This window comes from Shinella sp. GW821-FHT10F02 (assembly GCF_058809275.1).
The window spans coordinates 814,300-835,634 of record NZ_JBXASL010000001.1 but is presented as its reverse complement, the minus strand read 5'-3'; the positions used below and the strand labels follow the sequence as shown (position 1 = coordinate 835,634).

Below are 21,335 nucleotides of genomic sequence, written 5' to 3'. Positions count from 1 at the left end.
GCTGCACGCCTTACAGGAAATCGTCGCGCCGGGGTGTGAACGTGTCGATCAACAGGCCCGGCTCCAGCGCGACCACGCCGTGCACCAGGTTCGGGGCGACGATGAAGCTGCTTCCTTGGGCAAGGCGGGTGGTGACGCCGTCCACGGTGACGTCGAAGGCGCCTTCGGCAATGTAGCTCACCTGCGTGTGCGGATGCGAATGCAGGGCGCCGATCGCGCCTTGCTCGAAGCGAAAGGCGACGAGCATCATTTCCGGGCGATGGCTCAGAACCGCGCGGCTGTTGCCGGGCGCCACTTCTGTCCAGACGGTGTCTTCGGGCAAAGTATAGTGTTGCATGTGTCCTCTCAGCGGGCGAGCCATCCGCCGTCCACCGGCAGGATGGTGCCATGTACATAGTCGGAAGCCGGTGCCGCCAGGAAAACCGCAGCACCGACCATGTCGCCGGGCTTCGCCCAGCGGCCGGCTGGAATGCGTTTCAAAATGTCGGCGCTGCGCTCCGCATCGGCGCGCAGGGCCACCGTGTTGTTGGTCTCGACATAACCGGGCGCAATGGCATTGACGTTGATGCCGCGCGCCGCCCATTCGTTTGCCATGAGCTTCGTCAGGCCGGCAAGACCGCTCTTCGCCGCCGTGTAGGATGGCACGCGAATGCCGCCCTGGAAGGAGAGCAGGGAGGCGATGTTGATGATCTTCGCCGGACGCTCCGCCGCGACCGCCGCCTTTGCAAAGGCCTGGCACAGGAAGAAGACGGACTTCAGGTTGGTGTCGAGCACCGCGTCCCAGTCTTCTTCGGTGAATTCCAGCGCATCGGCGCGGCGGATGATGCCGGCATTGTTGACCAGCACATCCGGCGTGGCGCCGGCCGCCAGCGCCTGCGCGATGACGCCGGCCCCCGCACCCGCCTGCGAAAGATCGGCCGTGATGGACAGGAAGGTCCGCCCGGCGGACGTCACCTCCGTCGCCGTGTCCGTCATCGCCGATCGTCCGACGCCGACGATGTCGGCGCCGGCCTGCGCCAGCCCGACCGCGATGGCGCGGCCGATGCCGGTATTGGCGCCGGTGACGATCGCCCAGCGGCCGGTCAGATCGAACATCGTCATAGAAGCGCGTCCATCGGCACCTTGTCCATGTCGGTGAAGCTCATGTTATCCCCCGCCATGGCCCAGATGAAGGCATAACGCCCGGTGCCGGCACCGGAATGGATCGACCAGCCCGGCGACAAGACCGCCTGGTGGTTCTTCAGCACAACGTGCCGCGTCTCTCCCGGTTCACCCATGAAATGGAAGATGCGCGTCGCCTCCTGCATGCCGAAATAGAGATAGACCTCCATGCGCCGGTCATGCACATGCGCCGGCATGGTGTTCCAGACCGAACCCGGCTCGAACATGGTCAGCCCGACGAGCAACTGGCAGCTCTCGCAGACATCCGGGTGCACATATTGGTTGATGGTGCGGGCATTGGATTCCTCCGCCGAGCCGAGCACGACCTTCTTCGCCATCTCGCGGGTGATGTGCACCGTGGGGCAAACGCGGTGCGCGGGCGCGCTCAGGAGATAGAACAGAGCTGGAGCGGCCGGGTCGCCGCTTACAAAGCCGAGGGCGCCGCCGCCCATGCCGACATAGAGCGCTTCCTGGAAGCCGAGCGCATAGTCCTTGCCGCCGACGCTGACCGTGCCCGCGCCGCCAATATTGACGATCGCCACTTCGCGGCGGTCGAGAAAGTGTTCGGTGCCCGTCTCCGGCACGCTGTCGACCACCAGCTTGCTCGTCGTCGGCACCACGCCGCCGACGATCATGCGATCGAGATGGCTGTAGGTGAGTTTCACCTCGCCGGGGCGGAACAGGTCCTCGATGACGAAGCCATCGCGCAGGCCCTTCGTGTCGCGCCTTGCGGCATCCTGCGGCCCCACGGCCTGTCGTACAGATACGGAAAGTGTCACGGCATTTGCCTCTTGTCTTTCAAAATGGGGGTCAGGTGAGCACGACATATTCGGTCAGCTGGTTGATCGTCGTGTCGGCCTTGTCGACGTCGAACACCTTGGTGCCATGGCTCATGATCACGAACCGGTCGCAGACCTGGTAGGCGTGGTAGATGTTGTGCGTCACCAGCACGCTGGAGACGTTTTCCGCCTTGAGCTTCAGCACCTGGTTCAGGAGCGCCTCCGTCTCGCGCACCGAGAGCGCCGACGTGGGCTCGTCGAGCAGCAGCACGCGCTTCTTGAAGTAGACGGCGCGGGCGATGGCCACGGCCTGCTTCTGGCCGCCGGAAAGGTTGCCGACGAGCGTATCCGGGGAATCGATGCCCGAGATGTGCACGGCGTTCTGCAACACGTCCATGGCGATCTCGCGCATCTCGGCCTGCCGCAGGAAGCCGAAGCGGTCCGTCAGCTCGCGGCCCATGAAGATGTTGCGGGTGATCGAAAGCGAATCCACCAGTGCGGTATGCTGGTAGATCGTCTCGATGCCGGCATCCGCCGAATCCGAGCGGCAGGTAAACGCCGTCTTCTTACCGTCGACGCTGAGATAGCCTTCCGTCGGCTTGTGGATGCCAGAGATGAGGTTGACGGTCGTCGACTTGCCGGCGCCGTTGTCGCCGAGCAGGCCCACCACTTCGCCTTCGCCGATGTGGAAGCTGAGGTTCCGGAGCGCGGTGAGTGCGCCAAAACTTTTCGAGATATTGTGCAGTTCGAGAAGGTTCGACATCACGCAAGACCCCGCCGCTCGATGAGATGGTTAAAGATGGCGGCCAGCACGATCAGCGTCGCGATGAACATGTCGAGATAGAAGCCGGGGGCGCGCAGCAGCAGCAGCACGTCCGTCATGGTGTGAATGAGCAGCACGCCGAGGAAGATGCCGATGATCGAGCCCCGGCCGCCGCGCAGCGACAGGCCGCCGATGACGCAGGCCGCAATCGCCTGGAGTTCAAGCCCGGCGCCCTGCCCCGGCTGCACGCTACCGACGCGCGCCGTGGCCAGAATGCCCGCCACCGCCGCCATGCCGCCGGCAATCGCAAAGGCGATGAGCTTGACGCGGTTCGTATTGATACCGATCGCCGTCGCCGCGCCCGGATTGCCACCCGTCGCGAAGACGTGGTTGCCGAAGCGGTGGCGGTGCAGGAGCAGGTGGAAACCGATGACGAAGAGCACGATCCAGATGAAGGCGGCGTTGACGCCGAGCAGCGTACCGGAAAACAGGCTGGTGAAGATCGGCTCGGGATCGAAGCGCACCTGGACCGCGCCGTTGTAGAGCAGCACGGCGCCGCGCCAGAACAACAGGCCGCCGAGCGTGACGATGAAGGACGGCAGGCCGAAGCGCAGCGTGATATGGCCGTTGAGCAGGCCGATCATCACACCGGCGAGGATTCCGAGCGGGGCGGCGATGAAGGCACTGACGCCGGCACCGACGAGCGTGGCCATCAGGACGGCCGTGAAGGTATAGACGGAGCCGATGGAGAGGTCGAATTCGCCGGCGATCATCAGCACGCCCGCGCCGAGCGCCAGGCAGCCGAGCACCGGGATCGCCTTCATCAGGATCGTCAGGTTCTGCGGCGAGAGATAGCGGAATTCATTGGGATAGAGCAGCGCACCGGCAATGCAGACGATCTGCAACGTCACGAAGACGAGGAAGATCGCGCCCGCGGGCATGCCCATGATCTGCTTGAGGATGGATTGTCTCTGGGTCCGCGACCGGGGCGCGGCACTGTCTGCTAGAATAGGGGTCACGGTCTGGCACTCGATCGTTTGGGAACGGGGAACCCGCCGGGCACGCCGGCAGGCTCCCTTTCAAGGCGATTAGCGGAAGCTGCCGATCAGCGGCTTGACCGAACTGATGCGCGACTTGTCGAGGAAGGCGCCCTGCCCGGTGTCGATGTCGGTCGGGGTCAGGCCGTACCTCTTCGAGAGCGCGATCTGGGCGATCGGGTAGTAACCCTGGAGATAGGGCTGCTGGTCCATGGTCGCGAACATCGCGCCGGATTCCACCGCATTGACGATTTCGACCGCAAGGTCGAAGCCACCGAACGGAATGTTGACGCCGGCATCCTTGATGGCGCCAGCACCGACCGTGGAGGTGACCGAGCCGGTGCCGAACAGCGCCTTGACCGTCGGGTTGGCGATCAGGAACTGCGCCATGATGTTCTGCGCTTCCGCCGGATCGAGGCCGGCGCGGACCGTCTCCACCTTGATGCCGGCCTCCGTCATGGCCTTCTCGATGCCGCCGCCACGGGCGACCGCGAAGCTCGCCTCGGGGATTTCGCGCGGGTTGAAGACGACGTCGCCGGATTTCAGGCCGAATTCCTTGATCATCCGGTTGCCGAGCTCGTAGCCGGAGGCGAATTCGTTCATGCCGACATAGGCCTGGCGGCAATTGCCCTTGGCGCCGTCGAGGTCGTCATTGTTGAAGCCGATGACGACGATGCCGGCCTTCACCGCAGCGCAGATGCTTTCGTCGAAGGCGTCCGACGAGGAGATGGCGACGGCGATGCCGTCAACGCCGCTCGCGGTCGCGCTTTCGATCAGGTCGTTCTGGCGCACCGGATCGTTGTTGGCATATTGCACGTCAAGATCGACGCCGAACTGGGCGGCCGCGTCTTGCGCGCCCTTCACCACGGGGTTAAAGAACTGGACACTCGGATCGAGGTAGATGATCATCGTGGCCTTGACATCCGCGGAAAGCGCCGTAGATGCCAGCATGGTGGTCAGGCCCGCAGCCAATGCAGCGGTTCTCAACCTGGTCAATTTCATTTGCGTATCCTCCCTTTGGATGTGCAATGCGGGTCCAAAAGACCCAAGTCTCGGCTGGCGGGCTCCGACCAAAGATCACGCCAGCCGAGATTTTCCTCCTCTCGCTACAGATTGCAGCGGATTATCCGAACCAGGGCGCCGGGCGCCCGAGCGTGACGTGCACGCCCTTGAACTGGGAATATTCATCGAAGCCGTAGCGGCCGAGTTCGCGACCAAGACCGCTCTTCTTGTAGCCGCCGATCGGCAGCTCCGGCGTGCCGTCGATGACGCTGTTGATCCAGCAGCGGCCGGCACGGATGCGGCGGATGCTCTGGAGTGCATTTTCGAGATTGGTGGACCAGACGGAAGCCGACAGGCCGAATTCGCTGGCATTGGCCATCGCCACGGCCTCGTCCGCCGTCTTGAAGGTCAGCGTCGAGAGCACCGGCCCGAAGATCTCCTCCCGGGCGATCGACATGTCCGGCGTCACGCCGCCGAAGACCGTCGGTGCGTAATAGAGACCGGCCTCCCTGCCGACCCTTTCGCCGCCGAGCAGCAGTTCCGCGCCGGAGGCGATGCCGGCCTCCACATAGGAATGCACCTTGTCCGCATGGGCTTCGGAAATCATCGCGCCGATCTTGGTGCGCTCGTTCAGCGGATCGCCGAAAGTGACCTTGCGCGAGATGTCGAGCAGGCGTTCCATCAGCGCATCGCGGATGCCTTCCTGCACCAGCAGCCGGCTGCCGGAAATGCAGCACTGGCCGGCATTGTGGTAGACGCCATAGGCAATGCCATCGGCCGCGGCATCGAGATCCGCATCGGCGAAGACGATCTGCGGGCCCTTGCCGCCAAGCTCCAGCCCGACGCGTTTGACGCTGCGGGCCGCGATCTCGCCGAGCTTGGTGCCGACGCGGACGGAGCCGGTGAAGGCGACCATGTCGACGCCTGGGTCTTCGGCCAGCACCTGCCCGGCCGGATCGCCATAGCCGGTGACAACATTGAGCACGCCGTCCGGAATGCCGGCCTCGCGCGCCAGTTCCGCCATGCGGATCGAGGTGCCGGAGGTGAATTCGGAGGGCTTCAGCACCACCGTGCAGCCGGCGCCGATGGCCCACGGCACGCGCTCGGAGGCGATGATGAAGGGGAAGTTCCAGGGCGTGATGATGCCGACGACACCGACCGCTTCGCGCAGCACGAGGCCGAGGCGGTCGTCGCCGATATTGTTGTGGCTCTGCCCTTCCAGCGCCCGGGCCTGCCCGGCCGCATAGGACCAGAGATCGGCGCAGAAGCCGATCTCGCCGCGGGCCTGGTTGATCGGCTTGCCGACCTCCAGGCTCTCGGCAAGCGCCAGGTCTTCCTGATGCACAAGGATAAGGTCCGCCACCTTGAACATCAGGCGCGAGCGCTCGGCGCCCGACATGCGCGGCCACGGGCCGGTATCGAAGGCCCGGCGCGCGGCGGCGATAGCGAGCCGCACGTCATCCGCCGAAGCCTCCGGCCAGGTGCCGACCACGGCGCCGGCATGGCCGGGGCTCACCCGATCGATCGTCTTGCCCGAAGCCGCATCCACAGACTTGCCATCGACAAGCATCCGGTAGCGGGATTTAATGCCGAGGCGGGGATCACTGGAATCGGGTGCAATAAAATTGGACAGCAATATCTCTCCAAGGCCGGACACATGGCGCCGGCCCCTCCCTGTTCATCCGGTTTTCAGGCCACCGGATTTCTGTTGCGTTTGATCTGTATGGTACTGTATGGTGGTTTAAATTGGATGTCAACGCATGACGGCGGCGAAAGAGATGAACCTTGAATCCCTGAAGATCGACACCGGCGAAACGGCGGCGGCGCAGGTCGAGCGCGACCTGCGGGAGTCGATCATCCGCCTCGAACTCGCCCCCGGAGTTCGGCTTTCCGAACAGGAAATCGCGACCCGCATGGGCGTATCACGCCAGCCGGTGCGCGAGGCGCTGATCGCGCTCGGCAAGTCCAAGCTGGTCGACATCCGCCCCAACCGGGGCACGGTCGTCGTCAGGATTTCAGCGCGGCAGATGATGGAAGCGCGCTTCGTGCGCGAGGCGATTGAGACCGCCGTCGCGCGGCGCGCCAGCGAAACCTTCGACGCGTGGACGCGGCGCAAGATCGATACGATCCTTGCCCGCCAGACGGCGGCGATGGAGGCGCACGACCACAACGCCTTCCGCCGGGAAGACGAGCAGTTCCACATCGCGATTGCGGAAGGTGCCGGCTGCGGCCTCGCCTGGAACGCCATCTCGGACATCAAGGCCCATATGGACCGGGTCTGCAACCTGCAGCTCCGCCATCCCGATTCCATGACGCGGCTGATTTCCGAACATGAGGCGATCATCGCCGCCATCGACACACGCGATGCCGATGCCGCTGCGGCCGCCATGCGGCGTCACCTCAACGGCATCCTCGCCGACCTGCCCCAGATCGAGGCCGATCACCCCGGCCTGTTCGAATGACGGATCGTCAATAGCGTATGACGTAACGGCCCTTGGCCTGGCCGCTTGCGAGCGCCTCCAGCGCCTCGGTGGCGCGGGTGAGGTCGATCTCCTCGATGGGGTTGAGGAGCGGCTGCCGCGCATGCATCGCGACGACCTCGCGCATCTCCTGCCGCGTGCCGACGCTGGTGCCGGTGATCGTGACGCCCGTCGCCGTCAGCCATTCCTGAACCAATGGAACGGGTTCGGAGACCAGCGCCGCCGCAACGATGCGGCCACGCGGCCGGATCGACGCAACGATCGCCGTCCAGGTGGCGGGCGTCGGCGCAAAGTTGATCGCCGCATGATAGCGCGCGCCGCCGGCAAGATGGCGGTCGAAATCCGGACCCGCCGTCATCACCTCGGCCGCGCCATAGGACCGTGCATGCTCCAGCTTGGCGGGGTCGCGGTCCACGGCCAGCACATGAACACCCATGCGCGCGGCGATCTGCACCGCATAAAGGCCGAGGCCGCCGCAGCCGAACACCGCAAGGTGCTCGCCGGTCACCACCCCTGCCCGACGGATCGCGCCATAGGCGGTGACACCCGCGCACATCACCGGCGCGGTCGCCAAGGGGTCAACGTCGGCCGGCAGCGCGACGGCGAAGGCGGCGTCGACTGCGACATAATCCGCAAAGCCGCCAGGCACGTTGAGGCCATGCGCCCGCTGGTGCTGGCAGAAGGCCTCATGGCCATCCGAACATTCATCGCAGCGAAGGCAGGTGTCGTGCAGCCAGGGCACGCCCACCGTATCACCGGCCGCCCAGCCCTCGACACCCTCGCCGACCGCCTCGACCACCCCCACACCCTCATGGCCGAGAATGAAGGGTTCCGGCGCCTGCGGCGGCATCACGTCGCCCTTCCAGATGTGGACGTCGGAATGACAGATGCCGCAGGCCTTGAGGCGGACGAGCAGCTGGCCGCGCCCTGCAACGGGCCGAGGCACCTGCCGGATCTGCAAGGGTTCCCCGTAGCCCGCCAGCACGGCGGCTCGCATCATGGGCATGGATGTCACTGGATGCCGAGCTCCGCCTTGACGGCAGCCAGTCCCGGCTTGCCGTCAAGCGTCACGACGTCCTTTAGCCAGGCATCGAGCTTTTCCGGATGCGCCTGCATCATCTTTATGGCCGCGTCCTTCGCTTCCAGCCCGTCGGTCATGATTATGTTCATGCCGGTGTTTTCGTAGTCGATGTCGAAGACGAGGTTGCTGAAGAAGGCCGTGACGTTCGGGCACAGCTCCGGATACCCCTTGCGCACCAGCGTGCGCACGGTCGCGCCCCCGAAATCGGGGCCGAATTCGGCATCGCCGTCGGCGAGATAGGCGATCTCCATGTTGACGTTCATGGGGTGCGGCTGCCAGCCGAGGAAGACGATCCATTCCTTGGCCTCGGCCGCCCGCTGCACCTGCGTCAGCATCGCAGCTTCGCTCGATTCCACCACTTCCCAGTCGCCCTCCAGCCCATGCGCCTTGGCTTCGACCATGTCGAGCAGCGGTTTGTTGGTGCCGGGCTCGATGCCGTAGATCTTGCGATCGAGCTTGTCGGCGAATTTCTGGAGGTCGTCGAAGGATTTCAGGCCGCCGTCGAAGACGTATTTCGGAACGGCCAGCGTGTATTTCGCGCCCGTCAGGTTGGTGGCGACGGGAATGACGGAGCCGTCGTCGAAATAGGGCTTGTAATCGAGATCCTGCACGGGACGCCAATTGCCGAGGAACACGTCGATATCGCCATTGCGCAGCGAATCGAAGGTGATGTTGAGGGCAAGCAGCGTCTGGCTGGGCTCGTAGCCGAGTGCGCCCAGAATGATCTCCGCCGTCGTGTTGGTCAGCGCGATATCCGTCCAGCCGAGATCGGAAAGCCGCACCGCCTTGCATTCCGGCGCATCGGCCGCAATTGCAGCATGGGCCGGCAGACATGCGGCACCGGCCGCGACGATCATCGCAAAAACTGTCCTGTTCATTGGCGTTCCCCTTGTGGTTTTCACAAAGGATACGGACGGTAATTTTTAAGACAAGCAAAAAATTGTTAAAGCGTACAAAAATTTGATCTGCTAGGGAAAACCATGCAGCAGAAGCCAAAGAAGCAGCGCACCCGCATCGAGGACGTCCGGCGCGTCGAACTGATCGACGCCGCCCATCGCATCTTCCTGAAGGAGGGTTTGCGCGGCCTGACGAGCGCAAAAATCTGCGCCGAGGCCGGCCTCTCGCAGGGCATCCTCACCTATTACTTCAAGGACAAGGAGGAGGTTCTCTTCGAGATGGTGCGGATGAACAACCGCATCCTTGCCAATGAGATCGTCGGCAACCTGCGCCGCTCGCGCTGCGGCTGGGAGCGCCTCATCGCCCTCATCGACGGGAATTTTCCCGCACAGCGTTTCGACCAGCCCACGGCGAGCGCCTGGATATCGCTTTATTCGGAAGCCTCGCACAACGAACGCTACGCGCGCCTGCTGCGCCCCTATTACCGCCGCCTGAAATCCAATGTGTCGGATATCCTGAAGCCCCATCTCGGCCCGACCGAGATCGACCACTTCGTGCGCGGTTTTGCGGCTCTCATCGACGGCCTCTGGCTGCGCCGCGGCCATGCGGATATCGACCTTCCGCTAAACGAGGCGAAATCCATCCTGATCGATTATGCGCGAAACACGCTCGGCCCGGAATTGGTCCGCCGGTTGAACAGCGTTGGTGCGGCCGAGATCTGACCACACGGATCAGCTCTTCCTATGGATTGTGCTTGCGGCAATCGCCCTGTCGCGGCCTTCCGCCTTGGCTTGCAGCAACGCCGCATCCGCGCGCGTGACAAGGGTTTCCACCGAGCCCTCCCCCGGCGACGCCGCCACCCCGACAGAGATGGACACCGTGCCCAGAATCTGGCCGGCATGGGAGAGCGCGACGCTGCTGATCTTGTCGCGCAGCGTGTCTGCAAGCTCGATCCCCTCCTGTTCGCCGAGGAACGGCAGGAGAGCGGTGAATTCCTCCCCGCCGAACCGGAAGGCATTGCCGGCCGGCGCGCAGGTTTCGCGCAGCGTCTGCCCCACGAACTGCATGACGAGATCGCCCGCATCGTGCCCGAACTGGTCGTTGAAGCGCTTGAAGTGGTCGATGTCGATCATCAGGCAGACGAGCGGCTCGCCCGCATGGTCCCTGGTGTGCCGCTGCAGGGTTTCTTCCAGGAAGCGGCGGTTGAAGAGGCCGGTCAGCGGATCGCGCACGGCAAGCGTCGTCAGCTTCTCCCGCAGTTGCAGGTTCGCGATCGCCAGGCCGACATTCTCGGCGATCAGTTCGAGATAGAGCCGCGCGCCCAAGGGTCCCAGCGCATCGTCGTCCCGCTCTTCGAGGGAGAGAAGCCCGATCATGTCGCCCTGGGCCGTCAGGGGAACGCAGAGCGCCGTCACGCCGGGCGGATCGAGGTGCTGGCAGGGCACATCGGAGCCGTTGGCGCTGCTCTGGTGCGAGCGGCCGCGCCGCAGGCTCCAGCAAGCGGTGGCGGGAAAGACCGCCGCCGAATGTTGCGGATCGAGCCATGCCCCCGTGCGCACGAGCGACGTATTGCCTTCGTTCAGAATATAGAGGCCGCCGGCAAGGCCCGGAAAGATCTGCGGCGCGAACCGGACGACGACGTCGGTCAGTTCCGCCTGGTTCTGGCACGCCTGCACGCGGTGCATCATCTGGAGAATGAGGTCCTTGGTGCGTTGGTCGGCCCGTCGCTCGGAATCGAGCCGCTCGCGTTCGATCAGGTTTGTCCGGAAGACGTCGATGGCCTCGTTCATCTCGCCGATCTCGTCGCCCCGCCGGTCGATAGGAAGCTCGACGGTATAATCCTGCTTGGCGAGCCGGCTGACGATCCCCGTCATGCGCATCAGCGGCATCGCCACCCGCCGCCTCAGAACGAAATAAAGCACGGCGACGAACAGCGCGCCTGTCACCGCAAGCATGATCTCGGCGGCGAGGCTCCACCAGTCACTGCGCGCGCGGGCGGCTTCAAGTTCCGATGTCGCACGCGTCGCCGTCAGGTCGCGGAAATGGGCCACCGTCTGGAGAAGGGCTTTCTGGACCCGTTCATGCTCCGCGCCGAAGAGAACGTCCTGCGCCGCGACCTTGTCTCCACGCTGAAACGCCTCGACCGCGGCCACTTCGATCTTGTCCAGTTCCTCCGCGTCCCTGGCGACATCCGCCAAGGCTGCCACTTCGGCCGGCGTCAGTTTCTGCGCGCCGAGTTTCTGCGCGGCGGCCTCGCGGCGCCGCTCCGTCTGCTCTTCCGCGTGAAACGCCTGCAGGTGGCGCTCCTCGCCGCGCATCACGTAAAGCCGAGCCTCGTCGCTCCGCACCTCGGCGCCGAGTGCCAGTTCCTCGGCAAGCGTGTCGAGCGTCAGGTGCTCCTCGACCGCGACCCGTTCATGAAGGGCGCTGCGGGACGACATGATGAAGGACGCGCCGGAAAGCGCCGTCAGAACGACGGTGATGCCGTAGGCCCAGTTGGTGATGGTAGTGATTCGCATCCCCGCACAGTGCCAGCCTCTGCTTGCGGGAGGATTAAGGAAATATTGCTGATTGTGCTGGGGCTAAAACCCGCCCGCATCGTACCGCTAATATACTCTATTCGATGGACTTTGCGGCAAGGAAGGTGCTTTACCGGTGTCCACGCACGAACAGGCGGCCGACTCGCCAGAGCCGACGGGCCAAAATCCAGCTGTCGATATCGGAATTGCAGGAATGAATGAAGCACGTCACCCGAGCGGAACGGTAACGGCGATACCCGCTTTGTCCGAGCCGGAAAAGAACGTCATCATCGCCGGTGTTCTCCTCTCCATGCTGCTCGCCGCGCTCGACCAGACGATCGTGGCGCCCGCCATGCCGACGATCGGCAGGGCACTCGGGCACAGCGACTACCTGCCCTGGATCGTCACGGGCTACCTCTTGACCGCCACCGCGATGGCGCCGCTGTACGGCAAGATCGCTGATGTGCACGGGCGACGTCCGACGATCTTCGCCGCCATTATCATCTTCCTCGTAGGATCGCTGATCAGCGCGCTGGCGCCCAACATGCTGACCCTGATCATCGGTCGCGCCGTGCAGGGGCTCGGCGGCGGCGGTCTGTTCGCGCTGTCGCAAACGGTGATCGGCGACCTCGTACCGCCCCGCGAACGCGCGCGTTACGCCGCCTGGATATCCGGAACCTGGGCGGTGGCCTGCATCGCCGGGCCGCTGCTCGGCGGCACCTTCGCCGAGCACCTCCACTGGTCCCTGATCTTCTGGATCAACATTCCGCTCGGGCTGGCGGCGATGATGATCATCAACAACCCGCTGAAGAAGCTGCCCGCCATAACGCGCAAGCACCGTATCGATGGCGCTGGTGCAGTGCTGCTCATCGTCGCGACGACGCTCCTGCTGCTCGCCCTCAACTGGGGCGGCAGCCGCTATTCCTGGATCTCGCCTGTGATCGTCGGATTGCTGGGGGCTTCGGCCGTCGTCTGGGCGATTTTTGCCCTGCGGCTGCGGCACACGGCCGAGCCGCTGATCTCGCTCGAAGTCCTCGGCAATCCGATCGTGCGCTACGGAACCCTGGCGATGTTCCTGGTGCAGGCCGCCAATGTCGGCCTTTCGGTCTATATTCCGGTCTATGTGCAGTCGTTCCACGGGCTGTCCGCCAGCGGATCGGGCATCGCCCTGCTGGGCCTGTTGCTGGGCACCGTGCTCGGCGCGACGACCAGCGGGCGCACGATCCCGCGTTTCACCCATTACAAGAGGATCGCACTTGTCGGCGGCGTGATCAGCTTCCTCTGCCTGATCGCGCTGGCATTTCTCGCCGGGCGCACGTCGCTGCTCGTGCTGGAAGCTCTGACGGCGGGCGTGGGCTTCGGCACCGGAATGACCTTCCCGGTCGCAACCGTTTCGGTGCAGAACGCGGTCGATCAAGCGCATCTCGGCGTCGCGACGGGCGTCCTGACATTCCTGCGCTCCCTCGGCAGCGCGCTCGGCGTCGCGATCCTCGGCGCCATCGCTCTCGGCAACGGCCTGCCGCTCGGCGGCGAAGCCATCCAAACGGTGAGCGCCGGCGTCACCTCCGCACTGCCCTTCACCTATATTTTCCTCGCCTGCGCGGTCACCATGGCGCTGTCGCTCGTCATCTTCCACCTCATGCCGGAAAAGCCGCTACGTGGCCGCGAAGACGGCGAGATGCCGCCTGCCATCGAGTAAGGCGCCCGGGGAAGCCGGCGTTCACCAGCAGCAGAAACCGCCATCGACGAGAAGATCGACACCGGTCACGTAGCTTGCGGCGCCGGACAGCAGGAAGACGGCGGGGCCGACCATCTCGTCGACACTGGCCATGCGCTGCATCGGCGTCTGCTCCTCGAAGAGCTTGGTCTGGTGCACCATTTCCGGCCGCGTGTTCATCGGTGTTGCCGTATAGCCGGGGCTGATCGTGTTGACGCGGATGCCGCGGCCGACCCATTCCATCGCCATCGATTTCGTCATGTGGATGACGCCGGCCTTGGAGGCGTTGTAGTGGCACTGGCTGAGGCCGCGGTTGACGATGACGCCGGACATGGAGGCGATGTTGACGATCGAGCCGCGGCCGGTCTTCAGCATGGCGCGCGCTTCCGCCTGGCAGGAGAGGAAAACGCCCTTCAGGTTGATGTCCATCATCGTCTGGAACTGACTTTCCTCCATCTCCTCCGCCGGATTGGCATTGGCGATGCCGGCCGCGTTGACGGCGAGCGTGAGCGGACCGAGCTCTGCTTCGGTACGCGCGACCGCATCGTTCAGCGCTGCACCACTGGTAACATCGGCCGCGATCTGGATGCTGCGGCGGCCTGCCTTGGCGATGAAGTCGGCGGTGGTCGCGAGGCCGTCATCGGTGCGGCGATCGAGCAGCGCGACATCCGCGCCGCACTGGGCAAGGCCCATGGCGATGCGCTGGCCGATGCCGCTGCCGGCGCCGGTCACGAAGGCGACGTTTCCGGAAAGATCAAACAATTTCGGTGCGTTGAGGGCGATTTCAGACATAATGCTTTTCCTGTTCAGATCGTCGCCAGTTCCATGACCGAGACGTCGTTGGCGTCCTCGCGGTCCAAAATGCCGGCCTGCTTGCCCTGTGCCATGACCATGATGCGGCTGGAGACGCCGAGCACTTCTTCAAGGTCGGAACTAACCACGATGACCGCGACGCCCGCACGGGCGAGGTCCATGATGAGATCGTAGATCGAGGAGCGGGCGCCGACATCGATGCCGCGCGTCGGTTCGTCGAGCACCACCACCTGCGGCTTGCGCGCCAGCCACTTGGCGAGCACCACCTTCTGCTGGTTGCCGCCGGAGAGTTCACCCGCATTCTGCCCGCCGCGACCCTTCACGCCGAAGCGCTTGATATAGTCCTCGGCGAATTCACGGATGCGGCGCGAGGAAAGCCAGCCATTGCGGGAAATCTCGCCGAGATTGGCATAGCCGATATTCTCCGCGATCGAATGTTCGAGCACCACGCCCTGGAGCTTGCGGTCCTCCGGTACAAGCACGATGCCGTTGCGGATCGCATCGATCGGCGAGCGCGGCGTGACGGCCTTGCCGCGCAGCAGCACCTCGCCGCCGGAAATCGGATCGGCACCCGTGATGGCGCGCACGAGCTCGGTGCGGCCCGCGCCCATGAGGCCGGCAATGCCGAAGACCTCGCCCTTGCGTACCGAGAAACTGATGTTGCGAAACGTATTGGATGGCGACGAGAGATTGCGCACCTCCAGCGTCACCTCCTCCGTCGGCGCGGGAAGCGTCGGGAACATGCGCTCCAGCGAGCGCCCGACCATCGCCTCGACAATGGTGCGGACCGGCACGTCGCCGCTGTCAAATTCCTGCACCTTGGCGCCATCGCGCATGACGACGATGCGGTCGGCGATCTGGCGGATTTCTTCGAGGCGATGCGAAATGTAGACGATGCCGACGCCGTCCGCTTTCAGCCGTTCGATCTGCTGGAAAAGAAGCTGGGTCTCCTCGCCGCCAAGTGCCGCGGTCGGCTCGTCGAGGATGAGCAGGCGCGCGTTGAGCGTCAGTGCCTTGGCGATCTCGATGAGCTGCTGTTTTCCCGTCGAAAGCCCCTCGACGAGGCGATCGGGCGAGATATCGAGGCCGAGCCGCTTGAGGCCGCTCCTCGCCCGCTCTTCCATCGCCTTGCGGTCGATGCGGCCGGCCTTCATGGGATAGCGGCCGACGAAGACGTTTTCGGCGATGGAAAGCTTCGGCAGCAACTTCAGTTCCTGGTGGATCATGCCCACGCCCTCGTCCATCGCGGCGCGCGGATTGGCGGGGGCATAGGGCCTGTCCAGCCATGTCATCTCGCCCGCGGAGGGCTGCACGGTGCCGGAAATAATGTTCGACAGGGTCGACTTTCCGGCACCGTTTTCACCGAGCAGCGCCACGACCTCTCCCGGATGGATGTCGAGATCGACACCATGGAGAACCTTGACCGGACCATAGGATTTCTGGATCCCACGGAGCGACAGGATGGGAGAGCGTGTCGTCATGGCGCTGCTGCCTTTCGTGTCCGGATTACGGATGGCTCTTGACGAATTCCGGCGCGTTCTCGCAGGTCGTCAGGACGGCATTCGGCGTCTGGCGCTCTTCCACCTTCTGGCCGGCTGCAACGGCCAGCGCGGATTCGACGGCGAGGACGCCCATCTTCTGCGTGCTCTGCGTTGCGGTGGCGATGAACGGACCGTTGCACTTGGCGAGGTATTCGAGCGCCGAGACGTCGCCGTCATAACCGCCGATGATTACCTTGTCCGAGAGATTGGCAACATCGACCGCCTTGGCAGCACCCATGGCGAGACCGTCAGCCTGGCCGAAGATGATCGTGATGTCCGGGTTTGCCTGCAGCATGTTCTGCGCGATCGTGAAGCCCTCGTCGGCCGACCACATGTTGCTCCACTGCTGGTCGACCAGCTCGATGCCCTTGTTCTCGTCGATGGCGCGCTTGCAGCCGGTGAAGCGGTCGACTTCCGGCGTCGTGCCCTTCTGGCCGTGGATGATCGCCATCTTGCCCGAGCCGCCGGCCTTCTCGATGATGTGCTTGCAGACGGCATAGGCGGATTCGACGCTCTCGCCGGCAATGAAGGTATCGCCCGGTGCGCCATCGGGAACACGGTCGACGTTGATCACCGGAATGCCGGCTTCGCGGGCAAGGCGGGTCGGCACGGCGGCAGCGGCAGCACCGGCGGGAATGTAGATGAAGGCGTCGATGCCCTGGGTCATCAGGTCCTGCACCTGGCTGACCTGCGTGGCCGTGTCGTTCTTCGCATCGACGACGATGACCGTGAGGCCCTTTTCCTTGGCGTATTTTTCGACGCCGAGCTTGATCTGGTTGAAGAAGTCGGCCTGGAGGTTCGGCACGGCAAGGCCGATCGTCTTGACCTCCGCGGCGGCCGCGGGAGAGGCAAGGACCGCAGCCGCGGTTGCCGCCATCAGCAGTTTGGACAGTTTCATGGTTTCTCCTCCGAGTTTCCCGGTGGTTTCCGTTTGCCGGAGACCACCTTCCCTTTTGCCGGTCCGCACCATTGCCGACCGTTTTCCGCACCCCGCCGCGTGGCTGCGGGGTGAAAACCGTTATTTCCGCTTGCGATAGGTCTCGGCCGTGACGGCGAGCACGATGACGGCGCCGATGATGACCTGCTGCATGAAGGGCGAGACGCTGAGCAGGTTGAGGCCGTTGCGCAGCACGCCGATGATGAGAACGCCGATGATGGTGCCACCGATGCCGCCGGTGCCGCCCGACAACGACGTGCCGCCGATGACGACCGCCGCGATGGCGTCGAGTTCGTAGGAAACGCCCGACGACGGCTGGACCGAGTCGAGGCGCGCGGCGAGCACCATGCCGGCAAGGCCCGCGAGGAAGCTGCACACGACATAGACGAGCACGGTCGCGCGCTGGACGTTAATGCCGGCAAGCCGCGCCACTTCCGCATTGCCGCCGATCGCGTAGAGCACGCGTCCGCCGTGACGGTAGCGCTGGTAGAGCAAGCCGACGATGAAGACCACGACCATCACGGCGACGGTCAGCGTCAGGAAGCCGCCGAAACGCACGATCGCCATCATGTTGAACCAGGCCGGAAAACCGATGATCTGCTGGCCGTCGGTGATCATGTTCGCAAGGCCGCGCGCAATCGACATCATGGCGAGCGTCGCGATGAAGGCCGGCACGTTGAAACGCGTGATCAACAGGCCTGCGACGAGACCGTTGAGCGAGGCGACGAGCAAAGCGAGCGGAATGGCAAGCCCCATCGGCACGCCGGCAACGACGTGGAGATAGCCGAGCACCATCATCGCCAGCGCCATGACGGAGCCCACTGCAAGATCGATGCCGCCGATCAGGATGACCAGCGTCATGCCCACGGCCATCACGCCCAGCACCGTGATCTGGTCGAGCACGTTGAGGAAGTTGCGGATCGACAGGAACTTGTCCGTCGCAAACGTGAGGAAGAGGCACAGAACGATCAGGCCGATCAGCGGCCCGGTGGCCCCGCGCAGGGATGGCAGCAGCCCGCCCACGATGCCCTGTTTTTCCTTCGCTGCAACCAGCATGAACGCTCCTCCCGGTCAGCCAGCCACCCTAGATTGGCGGCACGCATAAATATTCATTACCGTGTGTAAATTCGTATATGATCGATCCGGGTCCTGTCAATACGATCCGGCCAGCTAATTTTTGCGCCACCATCCGCGATTTCCGCTTGACTTGCCTGATCTCCGTGCAAGTATATAGGCAACTGTATATTTATTCACTATGAGGGTTTCATGCAGCCGAACGATCTCGACCGCATCGCTCGCCAGATCCGCCTTCGCGATCTGCAAGCGGTTTTCGAAGCCGGCGCCGGACACATTGGCGGGGAGATGTCGGCCATCGACATCCTGACCGCGCTCTATTTCCGCGTGCTGCGCATCTGGCCCGACCAGCCGAAAAACCCGGACCGCGACCGTTTCGTGCTGTCGAAGGGCCATGTGGCGCTGGCGCTCTACGTGACGCTCGCCAAACGCGGCTTCATTCCGGAAGAAGAGGTCGCGACGTTCCTGAAGCCGCATTCGCGCCTCAACGGCCATCCGAACTGCAACAAGGTGCCGGGCGTCGAGACCAATACGGGGCCGCTCGGCCATGGCTTGCCGGTCGCGGTCGGCATGGCGAAGGCCGCCAAGCTGACGGGGGCCGCCTACCGCACCTATGTCATGACCGGCGACGGCGAAATGCAGGAAGGCTCGAACTGGGAGGCGATTGCGGCCGCCGCACAGTTCGGCCTCGACAACCTGACGCTGATCATCGACCACAACCGCTTCCAGCAGGGCGCGTCGCTGAAGGACACCAACAACCTCGCTCCCTTCCCGGCCAAGCTGGAGGCCTTCGGCTGGGATGTCACGGAGATCAACGGCAATGTGATGGACGAGATCGTGCCGGCGCTGGAAAAGCGCGGCAGCCGCCCGCACTGCATCGTCGCCCATACCAACAAGGGCCACGGCATCTCCTTCATGCAGGACACGGTCGACTGGCACCACAAGGTGCCGAATGCCGAACAATACAAGATTGCCGTGGCTGAGCTTTCGGAGACGCTGTGATGAAAGACGTGATGACCTCTCCCAAGCTGCACGATTGCCGCGACGCCTTCGTCGCCACGCTGGAACGCCTCGGGGCGGACAATCCGAAGATCGTGGCCGTCTGCAACGATTCCGTCGGTTCCTCTAAGCTCGGTGGCTTCAAGTCCCGCTGGCCGGAACGGCTGGTCAATGTCGGCATCGCCGAGCAGAACATGGTGGGCGTCGGCGCCGGCCTTGCCAATGGTGGGCTGCTGCCCTTCGTCTGCGGCGCGGCGTGCTTCCTGACCGGCCGCTCGCTGGAGCAGATCAAGGCCGACATCGCCTATTCCAACGCCAATGTGAAGCTGATCGGCATTTCCTCCGGCATGGCCTACGGCGAACTCGGCCCGACGCATCATTCCATCGAGGATTTCGCCTGGACCCGCGTGCTGCCGAACCTGCCGGTCGTGGCGCCCTGCGATTCGATCGAGACGGCCGCCGCCGTGGAATGGGCCGCGCATTATGACGGGCCGGTCTTCCTGCGCCTCTCGCGCGTCGGCGTGCCGGACCTGCTGCCGGCGGGCCATAAGTTCGAGTTGGGCAAGGCGAACCTGCTGCGCGATGGTGACGCCATCACCCTAATCGCCAACGGGACACTGACTCACCGCATCCTGAAGGCGGCCGAAATTCTCGCCGAACAGGGCATCGAGGCCCGCGTGTTGAACATGGCGACGGTCCGGCCGATCGATGTCGAGGCCGTGGTGGCTGCCGCGCGCGAAACCGGCGCCATCCTGACGGCGGAAGAACATTCCACCATCGGCGGCCTCGGCTCGGCGATCGCCGAATATGTCGTGGCGGAAGCGCCCGTGCCGATGAAGATCCTCGGCGTGCCCGGCATCTTCGCCCCCACCGGTTCGGCCGAGTTCCTGCTCGACGAATTCGGCATGTCGCCTGCCTCAATCGCCGAGGCGGCCGTCGCTTTGATTGCACGGAAGTCTTCCCGCGCGTGATCGCGCTGGATTAGATGACGTGCCGGGCGCGGCAAGGCCTCCCTTTCGCCGCGCCCCCAATTTCTGCCTGCCGGAGCCGCCATGACGACCGCCATCCTCGCCATCGACCAGGGCACCACGAATTCCAAGGCCGTGCTTGTCTCCACGGCCGGCGAAATTCTGTCGCGCGGCGCTTCTCCGGTCGGCATCGAGCATCCGCAGCCCGGCTGGGTCGAGCAGAGCCCACTGCGCATCTGGCAATCGGTTCAGGAAGCGATCGCCGCCTGCCTGCAAGCCGGCCCTGAAGTCGATATCCTCGGCATCGCGATCTCCAACCAGCGCGAATCCGTCACGGTCTGGGATGCCGCGACCGGCGAACCGCTTGGCCCGGTGGTGAGCTGGCAGTGCCGCCGCAGCGCGCCGGCCTGCGCCGAGCTGATCGCGGCCGGCCATGCGCCGCGCGTGCAGGCGCTCACCGGCCTTCCCATCGATCCGATGTTCCCCGGCCCCAAGATGAAGTGGCTGCTCGACCGCGTGCCCGCGGGAAAAACGGTCCGGCTCGGCACGATCGACGCCTGGCTGATCCATCGCTTCACGGATGGTGCGGTGCATGCCTGCGATGCCGCCAATGCCGCGCGCAGCCAGCTTTACGACCTCAACCGGCAGGCCTGGAGCGACGAACTCTGCACCCTCTTCGGCGTTCCGAAATCCGCCCTGCCAGAGGTGTGCGACAGCGCGTCTCATTTTGGCGTCACTAAGAACGTGTCCGGTCTCGGGGACGGCATCCCGATCGCCTCCGCCATCGGCGACAGCCATGCTGCGCTCTTCGGCCACGGTGCTTTCAACCCCGGCGACGGCAAGGTGACCTTCGGCACCGGCTCGTCGATCATGACGACGCTGCCGCGGTTCATCGCGCCCGAACAGGGCATCACCACCACCATCGCCTGGTCGATCGGCGGCACGCCGACCTATGCCTTCGAGGGCAACATCCTCGTCTCGGCCGCCGCCCTGCCCTGGATGGCCGAGATGCTCGGCCTGCCGGACGTGCAGGCCCTCACCGATCTCGCCGCCACAGCCCAGCCCGGCGGTCCCGGCTTCGTGCCGGCCTTCGTCGGCCTCGGCGCGCCCTATTGGCAGGCCGATGCGCGGGCGCTTTTCTCCGGCATCACCTTCACCACCACGCGCGCCCAGATGGCCCGCGCGGTGACGGATTCGATGGCGTTCCAGGTCCATGACGTCTTCAAGGCTATGTCCGCGCAATCGCCGACGCCGCTTGGCCGCCTCTATGCCGATGGCGGGCCGAGCCGGAACAGGTTCCTGATGCAATGTGTCGCCGACACGCTGAACCACGTCATCACGCAATGCGATGCGCCGGAGGCTTCGGCCCTTGGCGCCGCCTATCTCGCTGGCCTTTCTCTTGGCATCTGGCCCGATCTTGCCGCCATCGCCGCCCTGCCGCGCGCCGGCAATCCCATCGTGCCGCGCAATGCCGATACCGTGGATCGCCTTGCGGTCTGGCAGGACGCAATCTACCGCTCGACCGTTCCGGGTCCTTCAACTATGAGTGAATAAAAATTCACCAATG

At 64.5% G+C, this 21,335-nt stretch carries 20 protein-coding genes; 6 read left to right on the top strand and 14 right to left on the bottom strand.

Annotation, left to right across the window (positions count from 1 at the left end; all coding sequences use genetic code 11):
• Positions 1-10: 10 nt before the first annotated feature.
• The 7 genes from AC1RWL_RS03825 to AC1RWL_RS03795 all read right to left on the bottom strand — a co-directional run bounded on the left by AC1RWL_RS03825 (position 11) and on the right by AC1RWL_RS03795 (position 6,378).
• Positions 11-337, bottom strand: a complete 327-nt coding sequence (locus AC1RWL_RS03825; protein WP_493093161.1) for a cupin domain-containing protein — start codon at positions 335-337, stop codon at positions 11-13.
• An 8-nt stretch (positions 338-345) separates the two neighbouring features.
• Positions 346-1,101, bottom strand: coding sequence for a 2-dehydro-3-deoxy-D-gluconate 5-dehydrogenase KduD (kduD, locus tag AC1RWL_RS03820; protein WP_493093162.1), 756 nt, complete (start codon positions 1,099-1,101; stop codon positions 346-348).
• The gene (kduI, locus tag AC1RWL_RS03815; protein ID WP_493093163.1) at positions 1,098-1,940 is read right to left on the bottom strand and encodes a 5-dehydro-4-deoxy-D-glucuronate isomerase; all 843 of its coding nucleotides are present in this window, start codon (positions 1,938-1,940) and stop codon (positions 1,098-1,100) included. Before kduI ends, kduD begins: the two co-directional genes overlap by 4 nt.
• Positions 1,941-1,971: 31 nt before the next feature.
• On the bottom strand, positions 1,972-2,703 hold the full coding sequence (locus tag AC1RWL_RS03810) for an ATP-binding cassette domain-containing protein (RefSeq protein ID WP_069062436.1): 732 nt from the start codon (positions 2,701-2,703) through the stop codon (positions 1,972-1,974).
• Positions 2,703-3,722 carry an ABC transporter permease gene (locus tag AC1RWL_RS03805; RefSeq protein ID WP_439615401.1) on the bottom strand — a complete coding sequence of 340 codons (1,020 nt, stop codon included), beginning with the start codon at positions 3,720-3,722 and terminating at the stop codon, positions 2,703-2,705. Before AC1RWL_RS03805 ends, AC1RWL_RS03810 begins: the two co-directional genes overlap by 1 nt.
• A gap of 69 nt (positions 3,723-3,791) precedes the next feature.
• Positions 3,792-4,742, bottom strand: coding sequence for a sugar ABC transporter substrate-binding protein (locus AC1RWL_RS03800; RefSeq protein WP_493093164.1), 951 nt, complete (start codon positions 4,740-4,742; stop codon positions 3,792-3,794).
• 121 nt (positions 4,743-4,863) lie between these two features.
• Positions 4,864-6,378 (bottom strand): aldehyde dehydrogenase family protein, encoded by a 1,515-nt coding sequence (locus AC1RWL_RS03795; protein WP_493093165.1) that lies wholly within the window; start codon positions 6,376-6,378, stop codon positions 4,864-4,866.
• 124 nt (positions 6,379-6,502) lie between these two features.
• Here AC1RWL_RS03795 and AC1RWL_RS03790 point away from each other — a divergent pair, with 124 nt between their 5' ends.
• Positions 6,503-7,204 (top strand): GntR family transcriptional regulator, encoded by a 702-nt coding sequence (locus AC1RWL_RS03790; RefSeq protein WP_256114865.1) that lies wholly within the window; start codon positions 6,503-6,505, stop codon positions 7,202-7,204.
• A gap of 7 nt (positions 7,205-7,211) precedes the next feature.
• Here the strand turns inward: AC1RWL_RS03790 and AC1RWL_RS03785 are convergent, their stop codons facing one another.
• Both AC1RWL_RS03785 and choX read right to left on the bottom strand, forming a co-directional pair.
• A complete protein-coding gene (locus AC1RWL_RS03785; protein WP_493093166.1) occupies positions 7,212-8,228 on the bottom strand; it encodes an alcohol dehydrogenase catalytic domain-containing protein in 1,017 nt (338 codons plus the stop codon).
• A 5-nt stretch (positions 8,229-8,233) separates the two neighbouring features.
• Complete coding sequence (gene choX / locus AC1RWL_RS03780) at positions 8,234-9,181, bottom strand: choline ABC transporter substrate-binding protein (protein ID WP_493093167.1); 948 nt, start codon at positions 9,179-9,181, stop codon at positions 8,234-8,236.
• A 102-nt stretch (positions 9,182-9,283) separates the two neighbouring features.
• On the opposite strand from choX, the gene betI reads away from it, so the two are divergent.
• Complete coding sequence (gene betI / locus AC1RWL_RS03775) at positions 9,284-9,922, top strand: transcriptional regulator BetI (protein WP_493093168.1); 639 nt, start codon at positions 9,284-9,286, stop codon at positions 9,920-9,922.
• A gap of 9 nt (positions 9,923-9,931) precedes the next feature.
• Here the strand turns inward: betI and AC1RWL_RS03770 are convergent, their stop codons facing one another.
• Positions 9,932-11,719, bottom strand: a complete 1,788-nt coding sequence (locus AC1RWL_RS03770; protein WP_493093169.1) for a diguanylate cyclase — start codon at positions 11,717-11,719, stop codon at positions 9,932-9,934.
• A gap of 214 nt (positions 11,720-11,933) precedes the next feature.
• On the opposite strand from AC1RWL_RS03770, the gene AC1RWL_RS03765 reads away from it, so the two are divergent.
• On the top strand, positions 11,934-13,418 hold the full coding sequence (locus AC1RWL_RS03765; protein WP_493093170.1) for an MDR family MFS transporter: 1,485 nt from the start codon (positions 11,934-11,936) through the stop codon (positions 13,416-13,418).
• Between the two features lie 21 nt (positions 13,419-13,439).
• Here the strand turns inward: AC1RWL_RS03765 and AC1RWL_RS03760 are convergent, their stop codons facing one another.
• From AC1RWL_RS03760 to AC1RWL_RS03745, 4 genes are all read right to left on the bottom strand, one after another.
• Positions 13,440-14,228: an SDR family oxidoreductase gene (locus AC1RWL_RS03760; RefSeq protein ID WP_493093171.1), complete on the bottom strand. Its 789-nt coding sequence runs from the start codon at positions 14,226-14,228 to the stop codon at positions 13,440-13,442.
• 14 nt (positions 14,229-14,242) lie between these two features.
• A complete protein-coding gene (locus AC1RWL_RS03755) occupies positions 14,243-15,730 on the bottom strand; it encodes a sugar ABC transporter ATP-binding protein (RefSeq protein WP_493093172.1) in 1,488 nt (495 codons plus the stop codon).
• A 25-nt stretch (positions 15,731-15,755) separates the two neighbouring features.
• Positions 15,756-16,688 (bottom strand): substrate-binding domain-containing protein, encoded by a 933-nt coding sequence (locus tag AC1RWL_RS03750; RefSeq protein WP_256114872.1) that lies wholly within the window; start codon positions 16,686-16,688, stop codon positions 15,756-15,758.
• Positions 16,689-16,808: 120 nt separating this feature from the next.
• Positions 16,809-17,783 (bottom strand): ABC transporter permease, encoded by a 975-nt coding sequence (locus AC1RWL_RS03745; protein WP_435264674.1) that lies wholly within the window; start codon positions 17,781-17,783, stop codon positions 16,809-16,811.
• A gap of 210 nt (positions 17,784-17,993) precedes the next feature.
• Here AC1RWL_RS03745 and AC1RWL_RS03740 point away from each other — a divergent pair, with 210 nt between their 5' ends.
• The 3 genes from AC1RWL_RS03740 (at position 17,994) to AC1RWL_RS03730 (ending at position 21,322) form a co-directional block, all read left to right on the top strand.
• Positions 17,994-18,803, top strand: a complete 810-nt coding sequence (locus AC1RWL_RS03740; RefSeq protein ID WP_064333621.1) for a transketolase — start codon at positions 17,994-17,996, stop codon at positions 18,801-18,803.
• Positions 18,803-19,771, top strand: coding sequence for a transketolase family protein (locus AC1RWL_RS03735; RefSeq protein ID WP_493093173.1), 969 nt, complete (start codon positions 18,803-18,805; stop codon positions 19,769-19,771). Before AC1RWL_RS03740 ends, AC1RWL_RS03735 begins: the two co-directional genes overlap by 1 nt.
• 81 nt (positions 19,772-19,852) lie before the next feature.
• Positions 19,853-21,322: an FGGY family carbohydrate kinase gene (locus AC1RWL_RS03730; RefSeq protein ID WP_493093174.1), complete on the top strand. Its 1,470-nt coding sequence runs from the start codon at positions 19,853-19,855 to the stop codon at positions 21,320-21,322.
• Positions 21,323-21,335 lie beyond the last annotated feature (13 nt).

Excerpts from the sequence above, each read along its gene's own strand:
- AC1RWL_RS03730 (WP_493093174.1), top strand. The coding sequence starts at position 19,853 with ATGACGACCGCCATCCTCGCCATCGACCAGGGCACCACGAATTCCAAG.
- AC1RWL_RS03785 (WP_493093166.1), bottom strand. The coding sequence starts at position 8,228 with ATGCCCATGATGCGAGCCGCCGTGCTGGCGGGCTACGGGGAACCCTTG.
- AC1RWL_RS03765 (WP_493093170.1), top strand. The coding sequence starts at position 11,934 with ATGAATGAAGCACGTCACCCGAGCGGAACGGTAACGGCGATACCCGCT.
- AC1RWL_RS03770 (WP_493093169.1), bottom strand. The coding sequence starts at position 11,719 with ATGCGAATCACTACCATCACCAACTGGGCCTACGGCATCACCGTCGTT.
- AC1RWL_RS03825 (WP_493093161.1), bottom strand. The coding sequence starts at position 337 with ATGCAACACTATACTTTGCCCGAAGACACCGTCTGGACAGAAGTGGCG.
- choX (WP_493093167.1), bottom strand. The coding sequence starts at position 9,181 with ATGAACAGGACAGTTTTTGCGATGATCGTCGCGGCCGGTGCCGCATGT.
- AC1RWL_RS03790 (WP_256114865.1), top strand. The coding sequence starts at position 6,503 with ATGACGGCGGCGAAAGAGATGAACCTTGAATCCCTGAAGATCGACACC.
- AC1RWL_RS03745 (WP_435264674.1), bottom strand. The coding sequence starts at position 17,783 with ATGCTGGTTGCAGCGAAGGAAAAACAGGGCATCGTGGGCGGGCTGCTG.
- AC1RWL_RS03755 (WP_493093172.1), bottom strand. The coding sequence starts at position 15,730 with ATGACGACACGCTCTCCCATCCTGTCGCTCCGTGGGATCCAGAAATCC.
- AC1RWL_RS03760 (WP_493093171.1), bottom strand. The coding sequence starts at position 14,228 with ATGTCTGAAATCGCCCTCAACGCACCGAAATTGTTTGATCTTTCCGGA.
- AC1RWL_RS03735 (WP_493093173.1), top strand. The coding sequence starts at position 18,803 with ATGAAAGACGTGATGACCTCTCCCAAGCTGCACGATTGCCGCGACGCC.
- kduD (WP_493093162.1), bottom strand. The coding sequence starts at position 1,101 with ATGACGATGTTCGATCTGACCGGCCGCTGGGCGATCGTCACCGGCGCC.
- AC1RWL_RS03810 (WP_069062436.1), bottom strand. The coding sequence starts at position 2,703 with ATGTCGAACCTTCTCGAACTGCACAATATCTCGAAAAGTTTTGGCGCA.
- AC1RWL_RS03740 (WP_064333621.1), top strand. The coding sequence starts at position 17,994 with ATGCAGCCGAACGATCTCGACCGCATCGCTCGCCAGATCCGCCTTCGC.
- betI (WP_493093168.1), top strand. The coding sequence starts at position 9,284 with ATGCAGCAGAAGCCAAAGAAGCAGCGCACCCGCATCGAGGACGTCCGG.
- AC1RWL_RS03800 (WP_493093164.1), bottom strand. The coding sequence starts at position 4,742 with ATGAAATTGACCAGGTTGAGAACCGCTGCATTGGCTGCGGGCCTGACC.
- AC1RWL_RS03750 (WP_256114872.1), bottom strand. The coding sequence starts at position 16,688 with ATGAAACTGTCCAAACTGCTGATGGCGGCAACCGCGGCTGCGGTCCTT.